This is a genomic window from Bacillus sp. 1021 (assembly GCF_014534735.1).
Lineage (GTDB): Bacteria > Bacillota > Bacilli > Bacillales > Bacillaceae > Bacillus > Bacillus siamensis.
The window spans coordinates 702,358-720,352 of record NZ_JACVSR010000001.1 but is presented as its reverse complement, the minus strand read 5'-3'; the positions used below and the strand labels follow the sequence as shown (position 1 = coordinate 720,352).

Annotated in this window: 21 protein-coding genes; all 21 read right to left on the bottom strand. The window is 45.9% G+C overall.

Annotated elements, in window-relative coordinates; translation table 11 throughout:
* Nucleotides 1-3: 3 nt before the first annotated feature.
* From cheW to fliJ, 21 genes are read right to left on the bottom strand one after another with little or no spacing between them, the layout of a single operon-like run.
* Complete coding sequence (gene cheW, locus ICW23_RS03865; RefSeq protein WP_188154049.1) at nucleotides 4-477, bottom strand: chemotaxis protein CheW; 474 nt, start codon at nucleotides 475-477, stop codon at nucleotides 4-6.
* Nucleotides 478-499: 22 nt separating this feature from the next.
* The gene (gene cheA / locus ICW23_RS03860; protein WP_188154048.1) at nucleotides 500-2,518 is read right to left on the bottom strand and encodes a chemotaxis protein CheA; all 2,019 of its coding nucleotides are present in this window, start codon (nucleotides 2,516-2,518) and stop codon (nucleotides 500-502) included.
* A gap of 5 nt (nucleotides 2,519-2,523) precedes the next feature.
* Nucleotides 2,524-3,591, bottom strand: coding sequence for a protein-glutamate methylesterase/protein-glutamine glutaminase (locus ICW23_RS03855; protein ID WP_188154047.1), 1,068 nt, complete (start codon nucleotides 3,589-3,591; stop codon nucleotides 2,524-2,526).
* Nucleotides 3,588-4,481 carry a MinD/ParA family protein gene (locus ICW23_RS03850; protein WP_188154046.1) on the bottom strand — a complete coding sequence of 298 codons (894 nt, stop codon included), beginning with the start codon at nucleotides 4,479-4,481 and terminating at the stop codon, nucleotides 3,588-3,590. Before ICW23_RS03850 ends, ICW23_RS03855 begins: the two co-directional genes overlap by 4 nt.
* Nucleotides 4,478-5,569 (bottom strand): flagellar biosynthesis GTPase FlhF, encoded by a 1,092-nt coding sequence (gene flhF, locus ICW23_RS03845; RefSeq protein ID WP_188154045.1) that lies wholly within the window; start codon nucleotides 5,567-5,569, stop codon nucleotides 4,478-4,480. Before flhF ends, ICW23_RS03850 begins: the two co-directional genes overlap by 4 nt.
* The gene (gene flhA, locus ICW23_RS03840; protein WP_188154044.1) at nucleotides 5,569-7,602 is read right to left on the bottom strand and encodes a flagellar biosynthesis protein FlhA; all 2,034 of its coding nucleotides are present in this window, start codon (nucleotides 7,600-7,602) and stop codon (nucleotides 5,569-5,571) included. Before flhA ends, flhF begins: the two co-directional genes overlap by 1 nt.
* A 33-nt stretch (nucleotides 7,603-7,635) precedes the next feature.
* Nucleotides 7,636-8,715, bottom strand: a complete 1,080-nt coding sequence (gene flhB / locus ICW23_RS03835; protein ID WP_047474991.1) for a flagellar biosynthesis protein FlhB — start codon at nucleotides 8,713-8,715, stop codon at nucleotides 7,636-7,638.
* Entirely contained in the window at nucleotides 8,715-9,494 is a 780-nt protein-coding gene (gene fliR / locus ICW23_RS03830; protein ID WP_016936110.1) for a flagellar biosynthetic protein FliR, read from the bottom strand. The genes flhB and fliR overlap by 1 nt, the downstream gene beginning before the upstream one ends.
* A gap of 6 nt (nucleotides 9,495-9,500) precedes the next feature.
* A complete protein-coding gene (fliQ, locus tag ICW23_RS03825) occupies nucleotides 9,501-9,770 on the bottom strand; it encodes a flagellar biosynthesis protein FliQ (protein WP_013352270.1) in 270 nt (89 codons plus the stop codon).
* A 14-nt stretch (nucleotides 9,771-9,784) separates the two neighbouring features.
* On the bottom strand, nucleotides 9,785-10,450 hold the full coding sequence (gene fliP, locus ICW23_RS03820; RefSeq protein ID WP_016936111.1) for a flagellar type III secretion system pore protein FliP: 666 nt from the start codon (nucleotides 10,448-10,450) through the stop codon (nucleotides 9,785-9,787).
* Nucleotides 10,443-11,096: a flagella biosynthesis regulatory protein FliZ gene (gene fliZ / locus ICW23_RS03815; RefSeq protein ID WP_188154043.1), complete on the bottom strand. Its 654-nt coding sequence runs from the start codon at nucleotides 11,094-11,096 to the stop codon at nucleotides 10,443-10,445. The genes fliP and fliZ overlap by 8 nt, the downstream gene beginning before the upstream one ends.
* Nucleotides 11,097-11,110: 14 nt before the next feature.
* Nucleotides 11,111-11,473 (bottom strand): chemotaxis protein CheY, encoded by a 363-nt coding sequence (cheY, locus tag ICW23_RS03810; protein ID WP_003154238.1) that lies wholly within the window; start codon nucleotides 11,471-11,473, stop codon nucleotides 11,111-11,113.
* Between the two features lie 26 nt (nucleotides 11,474-11,499).
* Nucleotides 11,500-12,636 carry a flagellar motor switch phosphatase FliY gene (fliY, locus tag ICW23_RS03805; RefSeq protein ID WP_016936113.1) on the bottom strand — a complete coding sequence of 379 codons (1,137 nt, stop codon included), beginning with the start codon at nucleotides 12,634-12,636 and terminating at the stop codon, nucleotides 11,500-11,502.
* On the bottom strand, nucleotides 12,626-13,624 hold the full coding sequence (fliM, locus tag ICW23_RS03800) for a flagellar motor switch protein FliM (protein WP_016936114.1): 999 nt from the start codon (nucleotides 13,622-13,624) through the stop codon (nucleotides 12,626-12,628). The genes fliY and fliM overlap by 11 nt, the downstream gene beginning before the upstream one ends.
* A gap of 33 nt (nucleotides 13,625-13,657) precedes the next feature.
* Nucleotides 13,658-14,077 (bottom strand): flagellar basal body-associated protein FliL, encoded by a 420-nt coding sequence (gene fliL, locus ICW23_RS03795; RefSeq protein WP_016936115.1) that lies wholly within the window; start codon nucleotides 14,075-14,077, stop codon nucleotides 13,658-13,660.
* Complete coding sequence (gene swrD, locus ICW23_RS03790) at nucleotides 14,074-14,289, bottom strand: swarming motility protein SwrD (RefSeq protein WP_003154243.1); 216 nt, start codon at nucleotides 14,287-14,289, stop codon at nucleotides 14,074-14,076. The genes fliL and swrD overlap by 4 nt, the downstream gene beginning before the upstream one ends.
* Nucleotides 14,290-14,328: 39 nt before the next feature.
* Nucleotides 14,329-15,105, bottom strand: a complete 777-nt coding sequence (gene flgG / locus ICW23_RS03785) for a flagellar basal body rod protein FlgG (RefSeq protein ID WP_049628471.1) — start codon at nucleotides 15,103-15,105, stop codon at nucleotides 14,329-14,331.
* A gap of 24 nt (nucleotides 15,106-15,129) precedes the next feature.
* On the bottom strand, nucleotides 15,130-15,561 hold the full coding sequence (gene flgD / locus ICW23_RS03780) for a flagellar hook assembly protein FlgD (RefSeq protein WP_188154042.1): 432 nt from the start codon (nucleotides 15,559-15,561) through the stop codon (nucleotides 15,130-15,132).
* A complete protein-coding gene (locus ICW23_RS03775; RefSeq protein ID WP_188154041.1) occupies nucleotides 15,562-16,905 on the bottom strand; it encodes a flagellar hook-length control protein FliK in 1,344 nt (447 codons plus the stop codon). It lies immediately after the preceding gene.
* Between the two features lie 6 nt (nucleotides 16,906-16,911).
* Nucleotides 16,912-17,538 carry a MotE family protein gene (locus ICW23_RS03770; RefSeq protein WP_016936119.1) on the bottom strand — a complete coding sequence of 209 codons (627 nt, stop codon included), beginning with the start codon at nucleotides 17,536-17,538 and terminating at the stop codon, nucleotides 16,912-16,914.
* Between the two features lie 11 nt (nucleotides 17,539-17,549).
* Nucleotides 17,550-17,993: a flagellar export protein FliJ gene (fliJ, locus tag ICW23_RS03765; protein ID WP_016936120.1), complete on the bottom strand. Its 444-nt coding sequence runs from the start codon at nucleotides 17,991-17,993 to the stop codon at nucleotides 17,550-17,552.
* Nucleotides 17,994-17,995 lie beyond the last annotated feature (2 nt).

The following is a 17,995-nucleotide window of genomic DNA, read 5'->3' as shown; positions in this document are numbered from 1 at the left end:
CCTTTAAGCATTCGGCTCTCCGGATGCAGATGCAGAAGCACCTTTATCCAGCACCGCATGCGCATCGATAATATTGAGGAGCCTGTTATCTTGCTTGACGATCTGTTTAATCCACACATCCGCTTCCTTTGTCTGGCTTTCAGGCGCGGATTCAATTTCATTTTCATGCACGGTGATGACGTCATTAGCCTCATCCACAACCCACCCGACATCGGCGTCGCGGTAAGAAATAATGATAATCCGCGTCTCTTCTGTGATCTCCTGTTCAGGCTGGTTCAGACGTTTTCTTAAATCAAGAACCGGCGTAATCACCCCGCGCAGATTGATAACACCGCGGATATAAGGTTCCACACCCGGGACTCTCGTCGGTTTTTGCCACTTTTCAATTGATTTCACTTGGGAAACTGAGATAGCGTATTCTTTCCCGTTTATCATAAACACAATCATTTTTTCACCTGTTTTGATTTCAGCAGTCATAAGGGCACCTCCTCGTGTCGTTTTAGTAGATCAGCGCATTGCAATCAATAATCAGCGCCACTTCTCCGTTTCCGAGAATCGTAGCGCCGGAAATCGCAAAGACGTTCGTTAAATAGTCTCCGAGTGATTTCAGTACGACTTCCTGCTGGCCGATAAAAGAGTCCACGACAAAAGCAGTAGATTTATCGCCCTTTTTCACGACGATCACATGGAACTGATCCGCATCCTGTTTTGAATCCGTAATACCGAATTCTTTTTTCAGGTAGACAATCGGAACAATCTGTCCTCTGAAATCAATCACTTCTCTGTCATGCGTCTGCAGGATATCTTTCTTTTCGATCACAGCCGTCTCTATAATAGAAGAGATCGGTATCGCAAATGTCTCTTCTTCAAGTTTAATGAGAAGAACGGAGATAATTGAAAGTGTCAGCGGAAGCTGAATACTGAAAAGAGAACCTTGGCCTTCCGCGGATTTGACACTGACCGAGCCGCCGAGTGATTCAAGTTTGTTTTTCACAACGTCCAGGCCGACACCCCGGCCCGAAATATCAGAAATTTGATCGGCAGTCGAGAAGCCCGGAGCAAAAATAAGCTCGTAAATCTCATTATCTTCAAGCGTTTCAGCATCACGTTCGGTGATGACATTTCGTTCGAGCGCTTTTTCGAGAATTTTCTTTCTGTTCAGGCCGGCCCCGTCATCTTCAACCTCAATAAAGACATGGTTTCCGCTGTGATATGCCTTAAGTACGACATGGCCAGATTCCGGTTTTCCTTTATTCACCCGCACTTCAGGCGCTTCGATGCCGTGATCGATGCTGTTTCTGATTAAATGGACAAGCGGATCGCCGATTTCATCAATCACCGTGCGGTCAAGCTCTGTTTCAGCGCCGATGATGGACAATTCAATTTTCTTATTTAATTCCTTTTGAAGCTGGCGGATCATTCTCGGGAAACGGTTAAAGACGGTTTCTACCGGAACCATCCGCATATTCAGAATAATAGATTGAAGGTCTCCTGAGATTCTGGTCAGGCGTTCAACGGTTTCAGTCAATTCATTGTGATCAAGCTCTTTGGCGATCTGCTCAAGACGTCCGCGGTCAATGACAAGCTCTTCAAAAAGGTTCATTGAAGAATCCAGTCTTTCAATGTTGACACGAATCGTTTTCGAGCCGCTGTGATGCTTCGGCTGTTCTTCCGTTTTCGCTTGCGGGTTCGGCTGCTTTTCAGCCTTTTTAACCGGAACGTCCTTCACCGGTTCAGCTGCTTGCGGTTTTTCAGCTGTTTTTAACGGCGCACCGACAGAAACTTCGACGTTCTCCACTTCTGAAATGCCGCTGATGAGGTCTTTAATTTCCTCAGCAGACTGCTTTGTCAAGAAGCACACCTGAAAATCCGTTCCGAAATCTTCCGTCTCAAGCACTTCCGCAGCTGGTATCGTTTTTGCGACTTCACCCGCTTCATTCAGCTTTTCAAATATCATGTACACGCGCACGGCTTTGAGCATGCAGTTTTCATTCAGGGAAACCGTTATTTCATAGCGGCTGAATCCTTGCTCTTCTGCCTCTTCGATGACAGTCCGTTCGAACTCATCATAATTCCATTCAGCTGAAGCCTGTTTCGTTGAAGCCGGCGGTTCTGCTGTTTCAGCTGAAGCGGCAGTCTCATGCACCGCGTTTACATCGAGCTTTGCGCTCACTTCAGAAATATCACGTTTGCCGTCTCCTCCGTCAATAATGGACTGCACCATCTCTTCAAGATGATCCAGCGCTTCAAACAGCACATCCAGCCAATCTGATGTGACCGGCATCTCTCCGTTGCGGATGGCGTCCAGCACATTTTCCATCAAGTGAGTTAAATGCGCCAGATCAGTATATCCCATCGTTGCGCTCATGCCTTTCAGCGTATGGGCAGCTCTGAAGATGTCATGCACAATCTGAAGGTCTGACGGATCTTTTTCCAACAGCAGCAGCTTTTCGTTACATGTCTGTAAGTGCTCTTTACTTTCATCAATAAAGACATCTAAATATTGATTCATATCCAATTGATTCACACCCTCTCTTTTTTCACACATCCGGTGATGGATGCCGCGATTTCTTCCACATGTTTAATTTCATGAATGAGGCCCGCTTTTATCGCTGACTTCGGCATCCCGAACACAACACAGGATTCGTCGGATTCCGCAATCGTTTTAACGCCGCCTGTTCTGAGCATTTCTTTTACGCCTTCGGTTCCGTCGCTGCCCATACCGGTCATAATAACGGCTACCTTTTCATAATCGGACAATCGGCTTGCCGAACGAAACAAATAATCGGCCGACGGTTTATGCCGGCTTTCCGTATCATGAACGTCAAGAATGATGCGGAGCCTTCCGCCTTCCTCGGCAACCGTCATATTTTTTCCGCCGGGCGCGATGTACACCCATCCGTCTTTCGCCTCTTCACCGTTTTCCGCTTCTTTGACCTGAATATCTGACAAATGGTTGAGTCTGTCTGCAAGTGAAGCGGTAAAGCCTTCAGGCATGTGCTGCACGACAAATACAGGCGCCTGTAAATCCTTCGGCAGCTTCGGAATCACCTTTTGCAAAGCCCGCGGTCCGCCTGTAGAGGTCGCAATGAATACGGCCTGCTTAGCAGATTTTGCTTTCGGCCTCTCAAATCCCACAGCAGCCGGACGTTCCGGGGTGAGGGGCTCTTTCACCGCCGGCTCAGTCTCTTTTGCGAAGGACAGTCCCGCGGCAATCACCCTTTCAATCAGCTGTTCTTTAATTTTATAAAGATCAAGTGAAATCGCTCCGGAAGGCTTGGTGATAAAATCAAAGGCACCCATTTCCAGGCAGTTGATCGTTCGGTCTTTTCCTTGCTGCGTCTGACTTGATACCATGATTACGGGAAGTTTGTATATGCTGATGATTTTCCGCAATGTATCCGTTCCGTTCATGACCGGCATTTCAATATCAAGCGTGACAACATCCGGCTTGAGAAGCTCTATTTTTTTCAGCGCCTCTTCTCCGTTTCTGGCTGTCCCGATGACTTCTATCTGCACTTCCGCAGCCAGAAAATCGGTAATCATTTTTCTCATAAAAGCTGAGTCATCAACGACAAGCACACGAATCACTGTAAAGTCCTCCTCATTAAAAAAGAAGATAATCTCTCAATAAATGCCGGTTTCTCTTCTCTTGGTTTGTTTTCTTCCGTTTGAAACAAGACATCCGTCAGAAGACGGACGGACCTGCTGGCTTTTGCTTGAGGACTTTTTATTAAAAAAGGCACCTGGTCAATGACAGCTTGACTTACCAGCGGATCATCCGGGATGGAGCCGGCGAAACGCACCTCCGCGCCTAAAAACGTGTGAATCGCGTAAGATAGGCGGCTGTATGTGTCCAGCGCCTGTTTTTGGGCCCGGGCGCGATTGACGGCAATGTTTACGGTCAGCCGCTCATCCGCGAGGGTGAGATGTTTGATCGCGCTGTAGGCATCCATAATTGCCGTCGGCTCAGGCGTTGTCACGGCGAGAATGTCTTCAGCCGATAAAATAAACGGCAGCTGTTCTTTTGAAAGTCCCGCTCCCATATCAAACAGAACGTAATCAAAATCGCTTAATACAGCGGAAAGACCATTCATAAATGCTGACCACTTCTCTCTGTCAGCTTGATAAATCGCCTCAAGCCCCGTTCCTCCGGATATGTAGTGAAGGCCTTTCGGACCGGAGGACAGTGATTGAGCCAACGCGTACCGATTCTCCATCACATCAATAATAGTGCGGGCAGGTGCCGCACCGATCAGCACCTCAATGTTGCCCATCCCGATGTCAAGATCAATGATGAGTGCTTTTTTTCCTTTTTCCTGCAGGGCAACGGCCATGTTTAATGTTAAATTAGATTTTCCGACGCCGCCTTTGCCGCTGATGACGGCTAATGTCTTCGCTTTTTTTTCATAAAACTCCGGCTTGGCCATTTGCCGCTGTCTCATTTTTCTTCTTAATGACTCTGCCTGATCGGGTTTCATGTCAAAAGCATCCTGACAAATTGTTCTGGTGAAGCCGACAGGATGTCTTCAGGCACATCCTGTCCATTTGTCAAATAGGCGGCCCCGATTCTCGATTCAGAAAGCACTTGAAACACGGAGCCGAGTGAGGCGGTTTCATCCGTTTTCGTAAAAATGAATTGATTGACCGGCACACCGGAAAATTGTTTCAGCACCTGTTTCATATCTTCATATTTTGCAGATGAAGATAACACGAGAAAGGATTGTAAGCCTGCTTCAAACGGAATCATCTCTTGCAATTCCGTAATATACTGCTCTTCTTTAAAGTTTCTTCCGGCTGTATCAATGAAAACATGGTCATATTCAGCGAATTTTTCCTGCGCTTTCAGACAGTCTTCCTTTGAATAACATACTTCAAGAGGAGCCTGAAGCAGTTCCGCATATGTCTTCAGCTGTTCGACTGCGGCAATCCGGTAAGTATCCGTCGTCATAAATGCAATTTTTTTGTGCTCTGTCAGCGTTGATGCGGCTGCAAGTTTTGCAAGTGTGGTCGTTTTGCCGGCCCCGGTTGAACCGAAAAGCACGACGTATTTTGATTGAATCCCTTCCTGCCACCTGTCTGCTGAGGGGAGTTTTTTCACTAACAAATCCTGCAGTTTCGGGCTGACATTGTCTTCAGTTAAATCACCGGCGGCAATCGAAGAACGTAGCAATTCACTCAAAACGGCGTTTTGCGTATGATCCGGAAGACCTGCTTGCTTCAATAGTCTCTCGGCTTTTTTTATTGGTTCGGGGAGCACTTCTTTATAACGTGCCAGATCACCAGATGTAGCATGATCCGGAAGACGCGGCGGCTGAACAGGCTCGGCTTTTTTCACCGTTTCCGTCTTTTTCATGTCTTCACCGGGAGCCGGCGGCGTTTTTCTCGTTTCCATGACGTCACGATCTAAAACGGCGACTACTTCAACAGCCGGCTGCGACCGCAGCCCCAGCCATTTTCGCTTCTTTACTTGTTTGGAATGTAAAATGACGGCATCGTTGCCGAGTTCCTTTTTAATTTGCTTCGCGGCATCCTGCATTGAAGCGGCTGTAAATTTTTTTATTTTCATTAAATATCCACCACTCCAATGCTCTGTACTTCAACGTTTGCTTCCAGCTCATTATAAGAAAGAACCGGAAGATCAGGGAAATAGCGTTCTAACAGCTGTTTTACATACATTCTGACAGCAGGCGAACAGAGAAGAATCGCCGTCTCCTGCCGGATGGAAAGCTGCTCGGCCTCTTTAGCGACAGAACGGATGATACTGTCTGAAACCTCAGGATCAAGCGACAGGTAATTGCCCTGTTCAGTCTGCTGCACGCCGTCTGCAATTGCTTTTTCGACCCGGCCTGAGCATGTGATGACTTTCAGCGTTTCATGGTCTCTCGCATATTGGGCCGTGATTTGTTTGGCGAGCGACTGTCTCGCGTATTCCGTCAAAAGATCTGAATCGGTCGTTAATCTTCCGTAATCGGCAAGTGTTTCAAAAATGGTCACCAAGTTTCTGATTGAAACTTTTTCTCTCAGCAATTTAGCAAGCACCTTTTGAATATCGCCAACAGAAAGAGGATTTGGCGTGACTTCCTCAACAAGCACGGGATAATTTTCCTTCAGATGATCGATCAGCTGCTTTGTTTCCTGTCTGCCGACCAGTTCATGGGCATACTGCTTAATTTTTTCCGTAATATGCGTAGATACGACTGACGCCGGATCAACAACTGTATACCCCAGCATGTCCGCTTCATCTTTCGCAGCTTCGCTGATCCATTTTGCGGGAAGCCCGAATGACGGTTCAATCGTTTCAATTCCTTCAATCACGTCATCTTCAGGCGTCGGTGACATCGCTAAGTAATGATCAAGCAGGAGCTCTCCTTTAGCGACTTCATTGCCTTTAATTTTCAATCTGTATTCATTCGGCTGAAGCGCGATATTATCCCTGATGCGCACAACCGGAATGACAAGCCCTAATTCAAGCGCCAGCTGTCGTCTGATCATGACGATGCGGTCAAGAAGATCACCGCCCTGCCCCGCGTCTGCGAGCGGCACCAATCCGTATCCGAACTCAAATTCAATCGGATCAATATGTAAAAGCTGCACAACGCTTTCCGGGCTTTTCAGTTCATCCGCCTGAGCCTCTTCTTCAAGAATTTCTTCCTCTTCTTCGCTCGGCTTATCCGTTTTGGACAGCTTATAAGCGCCGAATGCAAGCAGACCGGCAATCGGCCCCGTCAGCAGAATGCCGATCGGCGTGAGAAGACCAAGCAAAAGAACAGTTCCCGCGGCTACATATAAGAGCTTCGGATAAGCGAACAGCTGGCCTGTAATATCATGACCGAGGTTCCCTTCAGATGCCGCTCTCGTCACGACAATCCCCGTAGCCGTTGAAATAAGCAAGGCCGGCATTTGAGAAACGATACCGTCACCGACCGTCAGCATTGTAAAGTGAGAAGCAGCTTCTTGTATGCTCATCCCCTGCTGCAGCATGCCGATTACGATCCCGAAAATAATATTGATCATCACGATGATGATACCCGCGATCGCATCCCCTTTGACAAATTTGCTCGCACCATCCATCGCGCCGTAAAAATCCGCTTCCCGCGCGACTTTTTCACGTCTGTGTTTCGCGTCCTGCTCCGTAATCATGCCGGCGTTTAAATCCGCGTCAATACTCATTTGTTTTCCGGGCATCGCATCGAGCGTAAATCTCGCCGCCACTTCCGATACCCGCTCGGCGCCTTTAGTAATGACGATAAACTGAATAATAATCAAGATTATGAAGACAACAAGCCCTACCAGCACATTTCCGCCGACAACGAAATTCCCGAATGTCTCAACAACCTTTCCCCCTTCTCCATGAGAAAGAATCGAACGAGTCGTCGACACATTGAGCGCAAGCCGAAACAGCGTCAATAACAGCAGCAATGACGGGAATATCGAAAATTGCAGCGGTTCTTGCATATTCATTGTGGTGAGAAGCACGATCAACGCAAGAGAGATATTAATGATGATCAATATACTTAACAACCATGGAGGGAATGGAATCACCAGCATTGCCACAATGAGGACAACACTTATTAAAACCGATAAATCTCTTGTTGACATGCTGTTTTTCTCTCCTTTTGAATCTGAAATTCACTATACTTTTTGTTTTGTTTTATAGACATAAGCCAAAATTTCCGCAATGACTTTGAAAAACTCTTCCGGCACGGCCTGGTCGATGTCAACCTGATCATATAACGCACGCGCGAGCGGCCTGTTTTCAATCGTCATGACATCATGTTCTTTGGCAATCTGCCTGATTTTTAATGCGAGATGATCGACCCCTTTGGCAACAATATAAGGGGCATCCATTTTCTTTTCATCATATTTTAGAGCGATCGCATAGTGGGTCGGGTTGGTAATGATGACGTCAGCTTTCGGCACTTCCTGCATCATTCGCCTCATCGCCATTTCCCGCTGCTTCTGCTTAATTTTGGACTTGATAATCGGGTCGCCCTCCGATTTTTTGTATTCATCTTTTATATCCTGCTTTGACATTCTGATGTTTTTCTCATAGTCAAAACGCTGATATAAGTAATCGAGCCCGGCCAGCAGCATTAAAGCCCCTGAGCCCGCAAGCCCCATCCAAAGAGTGAGCTTAGATACAAATGTGAGCACTTCCGCAGGCGTTAAAAGCGGAAGGCGGAGAATATCGCCATAATGCAGCCAGAGCACCATAAAGGCGGCAAAACCGACTACGGCAATCTTCAAAATCGATTTAACCAGTTCAACAATCGCCCTCATGCTGTATATCCGCTTAAATCCTTTCAGCGGGCTGAGCTTGTTCAGGTCAGGTTTGAGAACTTCTGCAGAAAACAGAAAACCCACCTGCATGTAGTTGCTCACGACACCTGCCAAAAGCGCGACCAGCATAATCGGCGCGAGGATGAGGCTGATATCTTTCACTGTATCCACAAAAAGCTCATGCACGTTAGACGCTGACAGATCTAACGCTATCGATTTCGTATAAAACGTTTTAATAAAGGACAGCAGCCTGTCCCGCATGTAAGGGCCGAGCGCGATCAGCGAAAGAAAGATAATCAGTAAAGAAACGGCTGTATTCACATCCGTACTTTTCGGGACCTGACCTTTCTTTCTTGTATCTTTTCGTTTTTTCGGGGTGGCTTTCTCCGTTTTTTCACCGGCAAAGAATTGCAGATTCAGTCTGAGTCTCATCACGTCACACCGACCAATGCCAATAAATTTCGCATTGTTTCAACGGTAAGGCTGAAGATATTGCGGACGAGGACAAACATCACCGCCATACAAACGATCAGCATAATAAAACTCACGGCTATTTTCAGAGGAAGCCCGACAACGAAAACGTTCAGCTGCGGCACCGTTCTCGCCACAATGCCAAGCGCCAAATCAACTAAAAACAGACTGGCCACAACCGGCGCAGACATTTGAAAAGCGATAATAAACATGGCATTGAAGCTTTTTGCGATAAAAAGTCCAAAGTGCTCATTTCCAAACGACGGAAATGCCTGATCAAGCGGAATATACTGAAAGCTGTAATAAATCCCGTCCAATAATAGATAATGGGCGTTTACGCTGAGCATAAATAACAGTGCCAGTGTATAAACGAATTGGCCGATCAGCGGGCTTTGCGTTCCTGATTGCGGATCAATGACATTCGCGATGGAAAAACCCATCTGAAAATCAATAAAGGAACCCGCGATCTGAATGGCTGCCAGCATCATGAAAGCAATCAGCCCGAGGCTCAAGCCTACAACGGCCTCTTTTATAACAAGCAGCATATACTGTTCCCCTATGTCAACTGACGGCGCATGTTTCAGCGTACTGAAGCAGATCACCGAAAGAAAGAAAGCAAACCCGATTCGGTGAACCGCCGGCAGGTTCCGGTGCCCGAATATCGGCACCGTTACAAAAAAAGCAGAAATTCTAATAAAAACCAATAAAAAAGCGGGAAATAAATCAATGATGGAATTCATTTGATTCTACCCTGCAAATCGGTTCAGATGAGAGAACAGATCAGTTGTAAACGAAAGAATCGTCGACAGCATCCAAGGACCGAAAAAGATCAGTCCGAGCATTACCGCCACGATTTTCGGAATGAACGCAAGCGTCTGTTCCTGGATTTGAGTTGTCGCTTGAAAGATACTGACGAGCAAACCGACGATCAGCGCGATCGCCAGCAGCGGCCCGCAGATCATCAGTGTTACGTATACGGCTTTTTCCGCCATGGAAATTACAAATTCTGAACTCACAATTAGCACCTACCCTAAAAGCTGTCAAGCAAAGATTTCACGATTAAATACCATCCATCGACCAAAACGAAAAGCAATATTTTAAAGGGCAGAGAGATCATAACCGGCGGAAGCATCATCATTCCCATTGACATTAAGACGCTCGCCACGACCATATCGATAATTAAAAACGGAATAAAAATCATAAAGCCCATTTGAAAAGCGGTCTTGAGTTCCGAGATCGCATAAGCGGGCACCATCGTCGTCAAAGGAATATCCTGAATCGATTCGGGCTTTTTCATTTTGGCGTAGTTCATAAACAGCGCCAGATCCTTTTGCCTTGTATGCTTGCTCATGTATTCTTTAATCGGCTTCTCGGCTTTTGTATATGCTTCATCGAGACTGATTTTGTTGTTCATCAGCGGCGTTAAGGCATCCTTATTAATCTCTGAAAAAGTCGGAGCCATAATAAAAAACGTTAAGAACAGCGCAAGACCGATTAATACCTGATTCGGAGGCATGTTCTGCGTCGCCAGTGAGGTTCTCACAAAAGACAGGACGATGACGATTCTCGTAAAGCAGGTCATCAAAATCAAAATACCCGGCGCCACTGAAAAGACGGTCAAAAGCAGCAGTAACTTAACAGTAGAGCTGACTTCGGTCGGACTGCTTGAATTAAAAAGATTAATAAATTCATTCATGATGATACGGGCCTTTCTTTTTTCCTTCAGAACGGCTTTGTTTCAGCTCGCTCAGCTGTTCTTTCAGCGCTTTTGAAAACGACGGAAGCATCGTTTGCGGCTTTTTTTCTCCATCCTTACGCGGAGTTACGAGTTTGGTCCATTCCACTTTCGAGGACATTGCCTCTTCGTATTGGCTCAGAATCGCCTCTCGCTCTTTTTCATCTTCAATTTCTTTTAAAAGCTGTATCGTCTCGCCGACACCGACTACAAGTACGCTGTTTCCCACTTTTATCAGCTGCACGGAACGGTTTTGGCCGACTGACGTTCCGCCGATATTTTCTACATATTGAAACGGCTTCAGCAGACGGTTTCTTTTATTCATCAGTTTGACAAATCCATAGATCAGCAGAATGACAAATAATAACGCCCCAATCATCTTTACAAAATCAAAAGCGGAGACAGAAGATGCAGAAGCATCCCCTATCTCTTGATCAGCCGTTTGTTTCGATGTATCGTTTTTTTTCTCTGTTTTGTTTGTTGATTGTTTGTCAAACCATTCGTTGACGGTGGAATTATCAGACTCCGCCGCAAAAGCAGGAAACGGATGTACATTGAGTAAAACGAAACAACAAATCAAAGCTAGTAAACCATGACTCTTTTTCAACAGTCGTACACCCTTTAGCTTAATGTTTTATTAATGGCTTCAAGCACGCGGTCCGCTTGGAACGGCTTCACGATAAAGTCTTTTGCGCCGGCTTGAATCGCGTCAATGACCATTGACTGCTGGCCCATTGCCGAACACATGATGATTTTCGCCTGCGGATCGATTTGTTTAATTTCCTTTAGTGCGGTAATTCCGTCCATTTCAGGCATTGTAATATCCATTGTCACAAGGTCGGGTGAATGCTCTTTGAATTTTTCGACCGCCTGTGCTCCGTCTGAAGCTTCAGCTACAACGTCAAAACCGTTCTTCACCAAAATATCCTTGATCATCATTCTCATAAATGCTGCATCGTCTACAATTAAAATTCTGTGTGCCATAATCTGTTTCTCTCCTCTATGTTCGCTTATTTTAAATTGTTAAGGCGGTCTGCCTGACTTAAAATGTCAGTAACTCTCACGCCGAAGTTTTCTTCTATAACAACGACCTCGCCCTTTGCTACGATCCGCTGATTGACCAGGATGTCAACGGGTTCACCCGCCAGCTTGTCAAGCTCAATAATGCTTCCCGCAGAAAGTTCAAGGATTTCTTTGACGCTTCTCTTCGTTCTGCCGAGCTCGACCGTAACGGAAAGCGGGATATCCATCAGCATATCAAGGTTGTTTCTTGAACCGTGCGCCGCCGCTGCATTTTGGTCAAACGCCTGGAATTCCACCGGAGCGACTTGAACGGGAGCAGCTTTTTTAGCGGTTCCCTGTCTCTTCGGAAGCTCGGGTTTTGCCTGAGGTTCCTGCTGAACGGCCGGTTCCGGCTGCGGCGTTTCGTATGTTTCCTGCGGCTGTGATACGGCTTCCGCGGCTTCTGCCACAGGCTGATCTGTATTCATCAGCTCCGCGATCAGATCTTTCGCAAACGTAAGCGGATAAAGCTGCATAATGCTCGAATCGATTAATTCACCGACTTTCAGGCGGAATGAAACTTTTACGAGCAGGTCATCCTCGGGTATTCTGTCCGTCCCTTTTTCTTCCGTCACATCCAGAAGTTCAACCCGCGGCGGAGAAATGTCGATCTTTTTACTGAATACGGTCGACATCGATGTAGCAGCCGAGCCCATCATTTGATTCATTGCTTCCTGCACAGCGCTCAGGTGGATTTCCCCGAGGGACGGATCGGCGCCTTGGCCGTCTCCGCCAATCATCAAATCCGCGATGATGGCTGCGTCGCTTTGTTCTACGACGAGCAAATTGCTGCCGTCAAATCCTTCTGTGTAGTTCACTTCAATGGCAACATACGGATGAGGAAATTCATCACTGATTTTGCTTTTTGAAATGACGGTCACACTCGGTGTCGTAATGTCCACTTTTTGATTTAAAAGAGTGGACAGCGCCGTAGCTGAGCTGCCGAATGAAATATTCCCGATTTCTCCGATCGTATCGCGCTCAAGTTCAGACAAGGTCGCCTTTTGAGGCTGTTCTGTATCCTCTTGACTTCCTGTGCCATTAAGAAGAGCATCGATTTCATCTTGAGATAATCTATTGTTCATCTTGTTCACCTCTTATGTCGTGATCTAAAATTTGCACTGCCTGTCTTCGATTCACCCGGCCGGCCTGCCCTAAAAACTTCGGTTTGTTTCCGACCAATACAGTAAGAGGATCAGTCACTGATTTGTCCAGAGTTATACAGTCCCCGGCTTCCAAACTTAAAAATTCTTCTATTGTCAGTTCAGAAGCTCCCAAGAGAGCTACTACGGGAATTTGTGCCGTCATAATGCGCTTTTCAAGCGACTTCGTTTCTTCGGGCTTCGCTTCATTCCGATCTGATTGCATCCAATAATGTACGGAAAGCTTAGGGATTATCGGCTCAAGCACGACATGGGGAATACAAAGATTAATGACACCGCTGATTTCACCGATCTGCGTATTGAGAGAAATGACCACGACGGTTTCATTTGGCGAAACCATCTGCACAAACTGAGGATTCACTTCAAATTCAGTCATTTCAGGATCAATATCAGCAATGGATTGCCAAGCTTCTTTGTAATTGCCCAGTGCATTTTCAAATAAGTTAGAAATAATGTTCGTTTCTATTTCCGTAAGATTGTCAGCTTTGTTATGGGTGATGCCGATGCCTCCCATGACGCGGTCGAGCATGGCGTATGCGATGGTGGGATTAACCTCCATCATGATCCTGCCTTCCATCGGATGAACATCGAACAAATTCAGGATCGTCATGTTCGGTATGGAACGGATAAATTCTTCATACGGCACCTGGTCAACTGAGCTGACAGATATATGGATATATGTTCTGAGCTTGGCGGAAAAGTGTGTTGTGAGAAGCCTCGCAAAGTTATCATGTATCCGGGTTAAACTCCGTATCTGATCTTTCGAAAACCTGAGCGCCCGTTTAAAATCATATACCTTTACTTTTTTCTCTTTAACTTCCTTTTTCAGCTCTTCCGCATCCGCCTCACCCGTCGAAATGGCTGAAAGCAGTGCGTCTATTTCATTTTGAGAGAGAACTTCTCCAGACATTTTCTTCACCTCCGTATTCTGTCAAATTTGTTTTTATTGCAGATTAAAGGAGGTAATGTACACTTTCTGAACTTTTCCTTCTTGGAGATAGCTGTTTACTTTTTCTTTTAAGGATTGTTTAAACGCTTCTCTTCCTTTATCTCCCTCAATCTCTCCGGCGCTTGTATCGGCTAAAATGGAAATGATGTTGTCTTTCACCTGAAAATCGCGTTTTTCAAGTTCTTCCTTCGCTTTTTCCGAGTCGGTTTCAAGCTTGATGCCGATGCGGATGATGCTGTCGGACTTTAAGTTCGTCGTGATATCGTCGACAGACACAGTGGCTGCAACGACTTCATCGATTGTAGGCTTTTTATCTTTGTCTGAATGTCCGCTGACGACAAAATATGCTGCCGTTCCGAGGCCGGCAACGACAATTAAAATAATCAGCATAATAATGACTAATTTTTTTTTCATTCTTCTTCCTCTATTCCCTGATCCAGTGAAAATATTTGTATGCTATGGTAAAACGAAATGACTTTTTTAAGAACTGCTTCTTCCGGTTCTTTCACTACGAACTTTTTGCCGTTGGACAGCGTAATCGTCGTGTCGGGGAAGCACTCAATCTGTTCGATAAACAGCGCGTTCAGCGTAAAAGGCTGGCCGTTTAAACGGGTGACTTGAATCATTCAATCCGGAGAAGCGGCCTTACCGCCTCCCCTCCCTCCTTACCGTTTCAGATTAACCAGCTCCTGAAGGATTTCATCTGAAGTCGTAATGATTTTTGAGTTTGATTGGAAACCGCGCTGAGCAACGATCATTTCGGTAAATTCATCTGTCAGATCAACGTTTGACATTTCAAGATAGCCTGCCAAAAGCTTACCTGAGCCGTTTTCGCCCGGAGCGGTGACAGCACTTGCAGCTCCTGAACTTAATGATTGTCTGTAAAGGTTTCCTCCGATTTTTTCCAGACCGGCGCTGTTAGGGAACGTGACCAGACCGATTTGTCCGGCATCATGAACCGCATCCCCTGCATCAGTGTATGTAACGGTTCCGTCTGCACCGATACTGTAATCTTTCGCGTCAGTCGGAATATTGATTTTGCCCCCGCCGATTTTTTCAAGGTAGTAGCCGTCAGTCGTAACAAGGTTGCCTTTATTGTCCTTCCCGAAATTCCCTGCACGTGTGTAAACGATTCCCGCACCTGTATTAATCTGAAAGTAGCCGTCTCCGTCAATGGCTAGGTCGGTTTTATTCTGTGTAGCCTGCGGGGCGCCGGTTGAATGAACGACATCAATGGAAGAAGTCGCGGCACCCAAGCCGATTTGTTTTGAATTGGTCACGTTTGAACCGCCGGAGACTGTCTGGCTGATCAAATCTTTAAACGTAACGCGGCTTTTCTTAAATCCCACTGTGTTGACGTTGGCGATGTTATTGCCGATTACGTCTAGTTTTGTCTGAAAGTTTTTCATGCCGCTGATACCGGAATATAATGAACGTAACATGTTAAATTCCCCCTGGGTTTCTTTTTATTTAGATGTTTCGCTGACGGCCGTGACATCCCACGGGCTGACCTCTTTGCCATTTTCAAGCACGAGCACGTAATTGCCGTTTGAATGCTTGACTGAATTGACTGGGCTTGTCTGATCCTTCCCGTCGCTGTCGCTGAATGTGACATTTTTGCCGATCCAGTTCACATACATCGTAAACGGATCTTGATTTTCTACAAATTTAGTCATCGTCGTATTCATATTCATCATTTGCTCCAATGAAGAAAATGTCGCCATCTGGCTGATGAACTCTTTGTCATCAACCGGATTGAGCGGATCCTGGTTTTGAACCTGTGTCATTAAGATCTTCAGAAATTCGTCTTTCCCTAAATTCGTGCTGCTGTTTACGGCGGCGGTGCTCTTCGTATTAGAAGCGCCCGCTGCGGCATAATCCGAGTTTACAGATGTCAACTATTCTTCCTCCATTTCATTGAGAGAAAGCTCCTCCAGCATATCTCCGAATTCACCTGTCTGCTGCTGGTTTTTCTGCTCTCTCTGTCCCTGCTGCTGCTGTTTATTGTGATCGGCTGTCTGACCGTAAACCGGCTGCTGATCCCCGCTTTGAAGCGGGACGGTAAAACGGTCGATTTGGACCGACATATTCGGAAGCGACTGTTTCAGCTGAGGAAGATGCTGTTCCAGCAGCTCTTTCGCAGACTGGCTTGATGCGATTATTTTGCTTTGAAACATCCCGTTTTCGTTTGTCACCTTAATCGTGACAAAGCCGAGGTTCTCAGGATTAAGACGAATCGTAAAGCTTCCGGTCGTTTTCCCGAAAGGCGTGTATTTCATCTGTTTCCAGCCGCTGATGACCTGGTCTGTTAACGGTTTATTTTCTGCCGGCGGCTGTTCGGCTCCTGCGGACGCTTGCTGAATGCCGGCAAGACTTCTCGTTCCCGAAAACAGTATATGCTCGGACAATTTGCTGTCAGATGCTTTCACGTGAGAAATCGTGCCGCCGTTTTGCTGTTCCGTTTTCCCGGCAGACTCTTGGGACGATTCAGATGATTGAGATAACACAAAAGCTTTCAGCTCAGTTTCAGCCATATTCCATTCCTTTGTTCCTTTTTGAGAAAGGCCCGCAAGCTGCTCAGCGACGCTTTGAAAGCTCTTCAGCTCAGCTGCCGACATAGAATAAAGCTTAGATGCAGATTCATTTTTCGGAAACAGCGTCTGCCGCAGGTCTTGAATCACGCGGTCCGGTACGCCTTGTTTTTTCAACGCTGCTAATAAACGGTCACCTTCCTGATAAACCGCCTTTGCCTGTGCGCTGTCCGGCTGATTCTCTTGATGCGCAAATAGCTGGGCTGCGGCTTCTTGAATGAAAAAGAGGCCCGTTTCAAGCGCGTCCCGCCCGGAATCTCCGTCATTAGCGGGCGAACCCGGCTCAATCTTTTCAGGCTTCATCCCATGCCGTTTGCCGGCTAACATGTCTTCAACAGATTCAGCAAGCTGCTTCAATAAAGGAAGAGCTGTTTCAGCCGTTTGCTTTCCTTCAAGGGCTTTGACCGCCTCAAGCAGCTGTTTCAGCTGAAGTTCTTTATCTTCCGGGCCGGCTTTCAGCCAATCACCGATTTTCGAGAGAGCATCATTCAGCTCTGCATCACTTGTTTTCGCCTCATCTCCGGGCTTCTGTTGAGAAGTGATTTCCGACAGAAGCCGGTTCTGAAATAGGCCTAAGCTGTTTACATTCATCTTCACATTGCTGTTTTGCGCAGTCTGCGTGCGATTCCCCATTATTTCAAGCAGCTTCAACTTACATCACTCCTTATTTCCGTCAGCGGATAGTTTTTCTGTATATTTAGCCGCTTGTTCAGGAGTCATTTTCGTCAAGATTTCAGCAAGCTGCTTTTTACTTAGTCCGTTTAAAATATCGAGGGCTTCTTTTTCTTTCAGCTTTACGATAATGCTTGCCGCTTTACCGCTGTCCATACTTTTATAGATGTTGATCATTTTATCTTTTCCCGCTGAACCCGAAGCGTCTTTTTTCGTTTCATCCGTTTTCTGCTGCTGTTCCGTTTTCTGCTGCTGTTCAGCTTCCTGTTTCAATGAACGGATTTTCTGGTTCAGATTGTCGATTTCGGATTTGCTTGTGTCCAAATCTTTATTTAAAATGTTGATTTCACTTTTTTGTTCCTTTATGGTCTTTTCAAGAGAAGCCGTTCGGTCTTCCTTCTGCTTTTCCGCTGCGCTTTTCGTTTCTTTCGTTTCGGGAACCAATTCTTTTAAAACAGGCGTTTTTGCGGCTGTTTCCTGAATCGGCTTCATCACATCTACGCCGGCAGCCCAAAGGACGATGCTTGCAACGATGATCAGAAAAATCAGCGGGATAATGATAAAAAGCAGGATTGAACCGAACTTTCCAGATCCCTTTTCTTTATCGGCCATTTTATTCGCTCCTAATGCCCCTGAATCATAAACTGCTTGATTGAAATATCGTCCATTTCCCTCATTTCTGCAGCTTTGTCTTCAAGAGCAAACATATTAAATTGTTTTTCCCGCATTTTTTCAAATTTCTTTACTTCAATGTTTTTTTCGGTGAGCTGTTCCTGCTTCTCATTCATTTCATTTCGTTTCATAATGACAAGTTTTTGATAATGATAGATAGTGTTCTCAAGATTGGAGACAAATTGTTGATAATGTCTCATTTCCTGAACGCTCATCCCGCATTTCAGCTTTGATTCTTTGTCTTTTTCGAGCGATTCTTTTTTGCTCATATTTTCATATAGTTTTTCAGCCACTGTTTCAAATTCAGAAACCGATTGTCTGTATTCAGACAATGTTTGGTCTTTTTCATTCTCTTTTAATTCCAGCAGCTTTTGAAATCTGAATTGGTACGCCACGA

What these genes read in the sequence shown, in the direction of transcription:
- flhB (WP_047474991.1), bottom strand. Translation starts at nt 8,715, where the DNA reads ATGAGACTCAGACTGAATCTGCAATTCTTTGCCGGTGAAAAAACGGAG.
- fliL (WP_016936115.1), bottom strand. Translation starts at nt 14,077, where the DNA reads ATGAAAAAAAAATTAGTCATTATTATGCTGATTATTTTAATTGTCGTT.
- ICW23_RS03850 (WP_188154046.1), bottom strand. Translation starts at nt 4,481, where the DNA reads ATGAAACCCGATCAGGCAGAGTCATTAAGAAGAAAAATGAGACAGCGG.
- swrD (WP_003154243.1), bottom strand. Translation starts at nt 14,289, where the DNA reads ATGATTCAAGTCACCCGTTTAAACGGCCAGCCTTTTACGCTGAACGCG.
- flhF (WP_188154045.1), bottom strand. Translation starts at nt 5,569, where the DNA reads ATGAAAATAAAAAAATTTACAGCCGCTTCAATGCAGGATGCCGCGAAG.
- cheW (WP_188154049.1), bottom strand. Translation starts at nt 477, where the DNA reads ATGACTGCTGAAATCAAAACAGGTGAAAAAATGATTGTGTTTATGATA.
- flgG (WP_049628471.1), bottom strand. Translation starts at nt 15,105, where the DNA reads ATGTTACGTTCATTATATTCCGGTATCAGCGGCATGAAAAACTTTCAG.
- fliP (WP_016936111.1), bottom strand. Translation starts at nt 10,450, where the DNA reads ATGAATGAATTTATTAATCTTTTTAATTCAAGCAGTCCGACCGAAGTC.
- flhA (WP_188154044.1), bottom strand. Translation starts at nt 7,602, where the DNA reads ATGTCAACAAGAGATTTATCGGTTTTAATAAGTGTTGTCCTCATTGTG.
- fliM (WP_016936114.1), bottom strand. Translation starts at nt 13,624, where the DNA reads ATGTCTGGAGAAGTTCTCTCTCAAAATGAAATAGACGCACTGCTTTCA.
- fliY (WP_016936113.1), bottom strand. Translation starts at nt 12,636, where the DNA reads ATGAACAATAGATTATCTCAAGATGAAATCGATGCTCTTCTTAATGGC.
- fliR (WP_016936110.1), bottom strand. Translation starts at nt 9,494, where the DNA reads ATGAATTCCATCATTGATTTATTTCCCGCTTTTTTATTGGTTTTTATT.
- ICW23_RS03770 (WP_016936119.1), bottom strand. Translation starts at nt 17,538, where the DNA reads ATGGCCGATAAAGAAAAGGGATCTGGAAAGTTCGGTTCAATCCTGCTT.
- cheY (WP_003154238.1), bottom strand. Translation starts at nt 11,473, where the DNA reads ATGGCACACAGAATTTTAATTGTAGACGATGCAGCATTTATGAGAATG.